The 7,713-nt window shown below is 59.1% G+C and carries 9 protein-coding genes and 2 pseudogenes; 4 read left to right on the top strand and 7 right to left on the bottom strand.

What is annotated here, in order from left to right; translation table 11 throughout:
• Nucleotides 1-57 precede the first annotated feature (57 nt).
• Together FSO04_RS44435 and FSO04_RS44430 are read right to left on the bottom strand one after the other, a co-directional pair.
• On the bottom strand, nucleotides 58-1,053 hold the full coding sequence (locus FSO04_RS44435) for a CorA family divalent cation transporter (RefSeq protein WP_154567671.1): 996 nt from the start codon (nucleotides 1,051-1,053) through the stop codon (nucleotides 58-60).
• Entirely contained in the window at nucleotides 1,054-1,221 is a 168-nt protein-coding gene (locus FSO04_RS44430) for a ChaB family protein (RefSeq protein ID WP_233465443.1), read from the bottom strand.
• A gap of 464 nt (nucleotides 1,222-1,685) precedes the next feature.
• On the opposite strand from FSO04_RS44430, the gene FSO04_RS44425 reads away from it, so the two are divergent.
• On the top strand, nucleotides 1,686-2,678 hold the full coding sequence (locus FSO04_RS44425; RefSeq protein WP_154567669.1) for a DHH family phosphoesterase: 993 nt from the start codon (nucleotides 1,686-1,688) through the stop codon (nucleotides 2,676-2,678).
• 108 nt (nucleotides 2,679-2,786) lie between these two features.
• On the opposite strand, the gene FSO04_RS44420 is transcribed toward FSO04_RS44425, so the two are convergent.
• A complete protein-coding gene (locus FSO04_RS44420; RefSeq protein WP_154567668.1) occupies nucleotides 2,787-3,158 on the bottom strand; it encodes a hypothetical protein in 372 nt (123 codons plus the stop codon).
• Here FSO04_RS44420 and FSO04_RS44415 point away from each other — a divergent pair.
• The 3 genes from FSO04_RS44415 (at nucleotide 3,127) to FSO04_RS44405 (ending at nucleotide 4,710) form a co-directional block, all read left to right on the top strand.
• The gene (locus FSO04_RS44415; protein WP_168436032.1) at nucleotides 3,127-3,333 is read left to right on the top strand and encodes a universal stress protein; all 207 of its coding nucleotides are present in this window, start codon (nucleotides 3,127-3,129) and stop codon (nucleotides 3,331-3,333) included. The genes FSO04_RS44420 and FSO04_RS44415 overlap by 32 nt on opposite strands.
• Nucleotides 3,334-3,451: 118 nt before the next feature.
• Nucleotides 3,452-4,384 carry a DnaJ C-terminal domain-containing protein gene (locus FSO04_RS44410; protein WP_154567666.1) on the top strand — a complete coding sequence of 311 codons (933 nt, stop codon included), beginning with the start codon at nucleotides 3,452-3,454 and terminating at the stop codon, nucleotides 4,382-4,384.
• The gene (locus tag FSO04_RS44405) at nucleotides 4,381-4,710 is read left to right on the top strand and encodes a chaperone modulator CbpM (protein WP_168436031.1); all 330 of its coding nucleotides are present in this window, start codon (nucleotides 4,381-4,383) and stop codon (nucleotides 4,708-4,710) included. The genes FSO04_RS44410 and FSO04_RS44405 overlap by 4 nt, the downstream gene beginning before the upstream one ends.
• Nucleotides 4,711-4,844: 134 nt before the next feature.
• Here FSO04_RS44405 and FSO04_RS44400 read toward each other — a convergent pair whose 3' ends face one another.
• From FSO04_RS44400 to FSO04_RS44385, 4 genes and pseudogenes are all read right to left on the bottom strand, one after another.
• Nucleotides 4,845-5,240 carry a hypothetical protein gene (locus tag FSO04_RS44400; protein WP_154567664.1) on the bottom strand — a complete coding sequence of 132 codons (396 nt, stop codon included), beginning with the start codon at nucleotides 5,238-5,240 and terminating at the stop codon, nucleotides 4,845-4,847.
• A 468-nt stretch (nucleotides 5,241-5,708) separates the two neighbouring features.
• The gene (locus tag FSO04_RS44395) at nucleotides 5,709-5,936 is read right to left on the bottom strand and encodes a hypothetical protein (protein WP_154567662.1); all 228 of its coding nucleotides are present in this window, start codon (nucleotides 5,934-5,936) and stop codon (nucleotides 5,709-5,711) included.
• A gap of 455 nt (nucleotides 5,937-6,391) precedes the next feature.
• Nucleotides 6,392-7,159 (bottom strand): annotated as a pseudogene (locus FSO04_RS44390) (Tn3 family transposase); the annotation flags it as partial.
• A pseudogene (locus FSO04_RS44385) lies at nucleotides 7,087-7,430 on the bottom strand (calcium-binding protein). The pseudogenes FSO04_RS44390 and FSO04_RS44385, both read right to left, overlap by 73 nt.
• Between the last annotated feature and the right edge of the window lie 283 nt (nucleotides 7,431-7,713).

Below are 7,713 nucleotides of genomic sequence, written 5' to 3'. Positions count from 1 at the left end.
TGGCCCCAAGACCCGCAAACCCGCACCCTATGTCGAAGGCGCGGTAGCCCGAGCCCATCACAGTACCGCCCGCCTGCTTAAACGCGCCAAAGGCGGGACATCTTGATCAAGACCTTGAAAGGGCTGGTATTTAAAGGGCAAGCCACCTATGTTCATGCCCAACAAACCGGAGATCAGGTTGACCGGTAACGCGATAACCGCGACAGCGGTGAGGATCAGCACGCTGCGGTTAGTGTGCTCGGCAACCCGGTCGGCGATTTCCTCTTCGAGCAACTTGATGCGCTCCTGAAGTCCGGCCATGTCGCGCAACGTCAGGGAAAACGCCTCTGCGGATTGTCTGAGCGATTGGGCGTCCTCTTCCAGCACCCAGTGCGGCGGCCGGCTGACGAGGCGGAAAAGCGCGGCGGGTTCAGGTGCCAGCAGGCGGCGCAGTCGCACCAGATCGCGGCGAATGCCGCCGAGGCCCGAACGGGTTGGCAGTCTGCCGGCGAGCAGCGTTTCATCCACGTCGTTGGCGGCCTGCGCTGCCGTGCGCACAATGCCGATGAGTACATCGGCCTGTTCCTGCAGCAGATGGATCAGGAGAGCCATTGGGCTGCGGAAGGTTTCCACCGCCTCGACCGCCAGTCTCAATTGATTGACTGAACGCAGCGGGGAATTGCGCACGCTAATCAGATAGTGAACGCCGACGTTCACCCACAGCGTCGCCACCTTGAGTGACGTCTTCCGCTCAAGGTCATATTCGACATCGTTAAGGACGGCGATTAGGGTCTGATAGACATGCGTGATTCGTGTTGAGCGAGAGCCTTCCTTAAGGGTATCGCCGAACGCCTCGGGTACTTGCACATGTTGAAGCGGCCAACCTTCCGGTACCGTAGGGATGTCGTGAAAATACAGCCAGATGAATTCCGTACTATCGTCGTCACGATGTTTCAACCATTCGATGGCTGTGTTCGCGTCGATCTCGCGGCCCACGCCGTTCCCCGAGAACAGATAGCCTCGGTCCAAAGGGAAATGATCGGTGTTTTGCGCCGACAGAAGTTCGGTGGCCATTCAATCCTCCTTCCTGGCGGGGCCTTGGTCCCGCGGCACCCACCATGTATCGGCTTGCTTGACGTATGAGCGCCTGACGGCATCCCAGGCAATCCGGTGGGCGATTTCTTCCTGACGTGACTCTTCGGCATGCGCTGCATAGGCATGGTTGAACGCGCTGCGATAGATGCCTTGCGCGTACTCGGGAAGACGATTGCGTATGGGGGGCGGGCAAATCGGTATTGAAATAATAGGGCATCGGTGTTCGGGGAAGGCAGGGTATTCACGATCGGGATTGACGTACAGCCAGACTAGGTTTTGCGCAGGGATTAGTGATTGACATGTATCAATCCTCAGAGGTCGACACGTCCAGTTTTCACGCGCTGCGCACGTGAGATTCGCTCATCATCCAGTCGAAGTCGCTCCTGCGGTATCTGCTTGATATGGGTCAAGAGGCTGGACCTTGAGCGAGCTATCGTGCATGCACAGATGCGTCTCAAGCAGGAGGCGGAGTCTAAGGAGACCACCTTGAAATAGAGGGCGAGAATCCGTTCCGGATGCGCACGTACCGCAACGCGGCGCACTCAGTGTCACGGAGCCGATCTGACACAGCCACGGTTTGGCGACCTCAAACCGCAATCTGGTGACGGTGCATGAAGCATTTCGATGTGTTCAATGGTGACGCCGACGGAATCTGCGCGCTGCACCAACTGCGGCTCGCGAAGCCATTGCGGTCCTTGCTGATCACGGGTGTCAAGCGCGACGTGGCGCTGCTCAGCCGCGTTCCCGCCAGGCGAGACATATCGGTGACGGTACTGGACATCTCTCTGGACACCAATCGGACCGCGTTGCTTGCATTGCTTGAGCACGGAGTCAAGGTTGAATACTTCGATCATCACTTTGCCGGCGCGATTCCCGAACATTCTGACCTGAGCACGTACATCGAGACGACGCCCGATATCTGCACGAGCACGCTCGTGGACCGTCATCTGGGAGGACAACACCGTCTCTGGGCTATTGTTGGCGCCTATGGCGACAACCTCGCGCACGCGGCGCAAACGCTTGCCGAGAGCCGCAGGCTCCAACCTGGCCACGCCGAACAACTGCGTGAACTGGGAGAGTCGATCAACTACAACGCCTATGGAGACAATGAGGCGGACCTCCTGATTCCACCTGCGAGACTTTACGAAACGCTGCGCGCTTATGCCGACCCATTCCAGTTCGCAGCGGACGAGCCGATTGCGCAGACGCTGTGCGACGCACGAAGGCACGACATGGAACTGGCGCTGGGAATGCGTCCCAGTGCTGTCCTCTCTGGCGGGTCAATGTATGTGTTGCCCAATAAGAAATGGGCTCGAAGGGTGCGGGGCATTTTCTCCAACTTTCTGGCAAGCAATTCACCTGATCGTGCCCATGCCGTGCTTACCGTGGGTGTGCAGGGTGACTATACGGTGAGCGTGCGTGCGCCGCTCGCCAATCCTTACGGCGCGGATGAGTTATGCAGACGGTTCGCAAGTGGCGGCGGCCGGGTCGGCGCGGCCGGCATCGGTCGGCTTCCGCACGATCGCCTGAGGGACTTCATGCAGGCGTTCGACAAAGCCTTTGATGTAGGCGTTGCCGTGACCGGCGACACGCCGCCACCTTGACCGCGTGTGGTCCACTCGAAATGGTCGAACGCGCTCTCAAGCTCATTCGGCTTGGTAAGTTGCCCACCAAGTTGCAAAGGCAAGCGGACAGCCTCACGGACTCCGCCGTCAGTCATTCTGCTTGCGCAGGGCATCGCGAAGCCGCTTGAGGCGAACCTGATATTGCTCAGACTCGCCATAGCTCAGGAAGCGCTGGTACCTCGCCTGCGTACCGAGCACCTTGGGGTTATCGAACTTTCCGTGCAATCTCTGGCGGTTTGATCTTAAATGCCCATATTGATCAATGGCTTCCGAAACCGACGATCGCGCGGAAGCCGCTCGAACTGCCGAGCCTTGCTGCAAGCCGCTCTGCGCACTACTACCGCCATAATTTGCACGGAAAGTTCGATAACCCTTAGTCACAGCACGTAGGGCGACGGCCGAACGCGGCGCGTCGGGCGACACTGAAATCGACGAAACCGAAAGTGCGGCAGACGACATTCCGAGTTGCCTGCAGCGCTGCGTGCGACGTCAGGGTGGCAACCTTGTCGTGATGGGCACGCAAGGCAGACATGGCGTGGGCACGGCCGTGCTTGGCAGCGTCACCGACCGGTTCCCGCGCCTGTCGACTTGCCCAGTCAGGCTGATCCGATCCGAGGCAGGCCTGTCACAGTGAAGCCGCGTACCAACCGTGCAACTTTGCCGGCCTATCCGGATTGGTATAAAGTCGATCCTTGACCGCCACGCGATGGATGCGCATCGCCGCATCCGTTCTTCATGAGTCTGCCGCCAGAATGAAATACAAAGACTATTACGAGACCTTGGGTCTCGAGCGCGGCGCGTCTCAGGAGGACGTCAAACGTTCGTATCGGAAGCTCGCGCGCAAGTACCACCCGGACCTCAGCAAGCACACTGACGCCGAAGATCGCTTCAAGGAACTGGGTGAAGCCTACGAGGTGCTCAAGGACCCGGAGAAGCGCGCGGCCTACGACCGCATGGGCAGCGAATGGCGCAACGGCCAGGACTTCCAGCCGCCGCCGAACTGGGACGAGGGCTTCGAATTCCGCGGCCCGGGCAACGAGGCCGGCGAACAAGCCGATTTCCACGATCTCTTCGAGAAGATGTTCGGTGGCGCGCATCCGCGGCAGCGGCCTTTCGATGTGCGCGGCGAAGACCATCACGCGAAGGTACTGATTGATCTCGAAGATTCCTATCGCGGCGCCCAGCGCTCGATTTCGCTGCAAATGCCGGTGATCGATGAACAAGGCCATGTTTCGCTAGAAACGCGTACGCTCGATGTATCCATTCCAAAGGGGATTCGCGCGGGCCAGCACCTGCGGCTGAGCGGGCAGGGAGCCGCAGGCGCCTCGCCCGGAACTGCCGGCGACCTCTATCTGGAAATCGCCTTTCGGGAACACTCGCGCTTTCGCGTGGACGGGCGCGACGTCTCGCTCGAGTTGCCGGTGGCACCGTGGGAAGCGGGCCTCGGCGCGCAGGTTACCGTGCCGACGCCTGACGGTTCGGTCGAGATGACGGTGCCAGCCAATTCTGCCGGCGGCAGGCGCTTGCGGCTCAAAGGCAAGGGCATTCCAGGCAACCCGCCTGGCGATCTGTATGTGATTCTGAACATCGTGCTACCGGCGGCGGATAGCGACACTGCGAAGGCCGCTTACGATGCGTTGCGGCAGGCGTTCAACTTCAATCCTCGCGCGCACTTCTATCGGTGATCATCGTGAAAGAGACGAGTACAACGACCTATTTGCAAGGGCAGATTGTCGACGAGAAAGTCGAGTTCACCTTAGTTGAATTGAGCCGGGTGAGCGGGGCATCGGAGGAGGAATTGACGCTCTGGGTGTCTGAGGGCGTGTTTGAGCCACGAGGCGACCGGCCGCAGGAGTGGCGCTTCAGCGGCGCGGCACTGCGGCGCGTGCGGACCGCGCAGCGGCTGGCACACGACTTTCAGATCAACCCTCCCGGCGTCGCGCTAGCCCTCGATCTGCTCGACGAGATCGACGCATTGCGCGCGCGTGTGAAGCGCCCTCGTGGAAACTAGGCGAGCCTGTGCGTGATGTCCTGCTGCACGGCGACCGCCGAGGCCGATCCGAATGATCCGGGCATCAGTCCTGCAAACGCGGAGCTCTGAATCTGAAGTTCAATGCAGCTATTCAGGACAATAGCCTGTATTTCCTACCTCTGAGCAAGTTGGGCAGATTGGGCCGCAAAGGCGTCGTTGATAGCCAGGTTATACGTTACCTCGCAGAATCCGGGATTATCATCCAGCAGTTTTCTCTCCAGGGTTTCGCAATCAGGACGCTTGTCGAGTGCTGCCGAGACATATGCCCGTGCGTCCTGGTTCAGACGGCTAACACGCGCTATCGCCTCGTCTATCTGTTGCAGGGTCTGATTCGGGTAGATCTCCGAAACAATGATCGCCCCGGAGGATGATGAAGATCCCAGCGGTGTGTCGACGAGGCTATGGTTATAGCGCTCGACACGAAAGACACCATCCATGAACTCTCCCTCTGACGCAATCTTCAGCGCGTGATCGCGCCCTGTAACTGAGGGTGGTTGAAGATCACTCATGGCCTCTCCCGATTTCATGGTGAATGCCTGTTCGTTTAGACTAGCAGATCCTGGCGTGTAGGGTTGCGTTGCTTAAAACAGGGCCACGATGTAGTGTGGTCACCGGCGGAGCACCTCGTTGGTTCAGGATTGGACCGGCTTCAGCCACCATCTGCCAGTCGCCAGGGCGAGCCAACGGACATTCGATGAACGATTCCGGGGGGGCCGACGTTTGCCACGTCAATCGATGTCATCGACGGTCTGGGCAACGTACTCGCCCAAGCCGCTTCCTTGCCAAACCCTAAATACCCGGGCGAATAACAACCAGCCGGTTCCGCAGTGGGATCATCACCAGGGTCTGGACGAAAACGTAGAGCCCCACCACGGCGAAGGTCATTGTGACGAGATCCTCTCGTCCGGTGATTGAGCGCGGCAATCCGAGCGCAAGTGTATATGCGGGGCTGGTGGCAGCAAGTTAGGCTACGGCGGTCATTCCATCGACGGCGGTTCCATCGGTCCAGCAAACAGTGCGCGGTCGAAGAACGGGTCGTCCAGTTCCAATATTTCATCGTCACCGAGAAGGACCACGACTAACTGCCGTGAACCGTTCCCGGGCACGTCTGCGATCTCCCCGATTGTTTGTTTCGGCGACCGGTCGTCCGTAAATCGCACCCAGTAGTATCCCGGCGCTACGGGTCGTGTGTCCATCCATTCCATAACTGATACCTCCTGAAATCCCGGGTAGTTGATCGCTACCGCATCGTCGATTTTATCGCCCGCGCGTCGACGGCAGTTGCACGGCACAGTCAGCCAGGAATCGTTGCTAGTCTGGGGTGCCTTTGATTTTCGTGCATTTTCCCGGTTAGGGGCACGTAAGCCTGGCGCGGCTCCGCCTTGTGACCCTGTATAAATTTTCATTCCAATCAAGCACCTGCTGACTACTCGTTTGGGGGACTCGCATTTGCGTGATGGCGGTAGCAGCCCGATGCGCTCCGAAAAAGGGTGTTGAAAAGCCAATAATGCAGACGCCGTCTGCATTATTGATTCACTGGCAGGACTCGACAGCTTAGGCTCGACGACTGGCGGTCGATGTGTGCAGATCACTCGCGAACCTTGGAAGGATTCGTCGCGCGTACCGCGCCACCGGGAAGTTGAATGTCCCGCGCAGATTGATACCCTCCAGGTGGGTCGGCTTCGAAGATTGCCCGTCTCAGGCGATCGGCCTCTGCGTCTCCCGGCTGGGCATCCAATTGATCGAGATGTACTGCTGTGTCGATCCGCACCTTGCCTTCATCCACTGCTTGCCCTAGCAATTCGAAGCGCTGATCGAGATGTGTCAGAATCGGACCCAGAAATTCCATAGGGTCCTGCGGCAGGCCAAGATGCCCATACACATTGTTTCGCTTTATTGGCCACTCTTCGGCTGGGATCAGCATGTGCGTCTGGCTACGGAACGAGAAGCTGTGCGCGATGAAGACAGAGCCATTACGCAGAGCAACCCGTAAGGAAAACAGGGTGGCCCACTCGAACGCCACCATCGCCTTGAGGCGATCGTAGCCATCGATCGCTTCGCGCTATGCCCGACCAAGCCGGATGTTCACGCCGTCGGGCAACAGATAGGCATGACGTCGATAGAGACCTCGGAGCAGGACGATTGCGTCGAGCACCGGATGTGTGGTTTCCGCCCCGAATGGCAACTGCACGATACGCATCAGCATGTTGCGCGCATAGTGCGGTTTCAGAATCAGTCATTGACGGATCTGGCTGCGCCGGTTCAGCGCACTCGGATGCAGGACATGGCCAGCCAGCACGCAAAGTTCTTTACGCAGGTCTTCATGTGACAGCGATTCGTCGGTGGCAAGTGCTTTTACAGCAGCCGCAAATTCATGGAGCTGGTCTGCGGCCTTGACCCTCGCAGTGTCGACCTCGCGGGAACGATCTGGGCCACGGAGGGCCACCACGTCACGTTGGCCCCGCCGAACCCAGACGAAGATGCCAACCCGACACAGGTCTTCATGAAGCGAGTCCTGTGACCGAGACGTGTTCACCCGGGCGCAGCGGTGAAGAGGCCATTGCTTTGCGAATGCCGGCCTCGAATGAAAACGAGAGCTGCTCTTCCATAGAGCAGTACCACGACGTCGCCCGCTCTTCCTCGGTATAGGCGTCGTGCGCCCGTCGGTACGGCCTCTCCCGTTGCGTCGTCCATCGCATTGCTCCGTCGTTACGATGGCTACAGCTTCGCACCGCGCTTACGTGCGTTCAAGACGGGATGCGCTGACGGATACATGTATGACTCGCCGCATGAGACCCAATTCGGCCAACAGACGACCTTCGCGGGCAACGGGGTTCGGACATTCAGAAGTCCGGTGCGCCCTGTAGGCGGCCAATTAAATCGCGAGTACAGCCTGAGTGCCTCCGGATGGATGGCTGGCAAGCAATGCAGTGCAGCGCTCCCGCAAGAAAGCATGCAACGCGTTAATCGCCGGCGACAGTT

Source organism: Paraburkholderia madseniana (genome assembly GCF_009690905.1).
In the GTDB taxonomy this organism is placed as follows: domain Bacteria; phylum Pseudomonadota; class Gammaproteobacteria; order Burkholderiales; family Burkholderiaceae; genus Paraburkholderia; species Paraburkholderia madseniana.
Note: the sequence above shows the minus strand (reverse complement) of the source record. Positions and strands in the feature narration are given on the sequence as shown.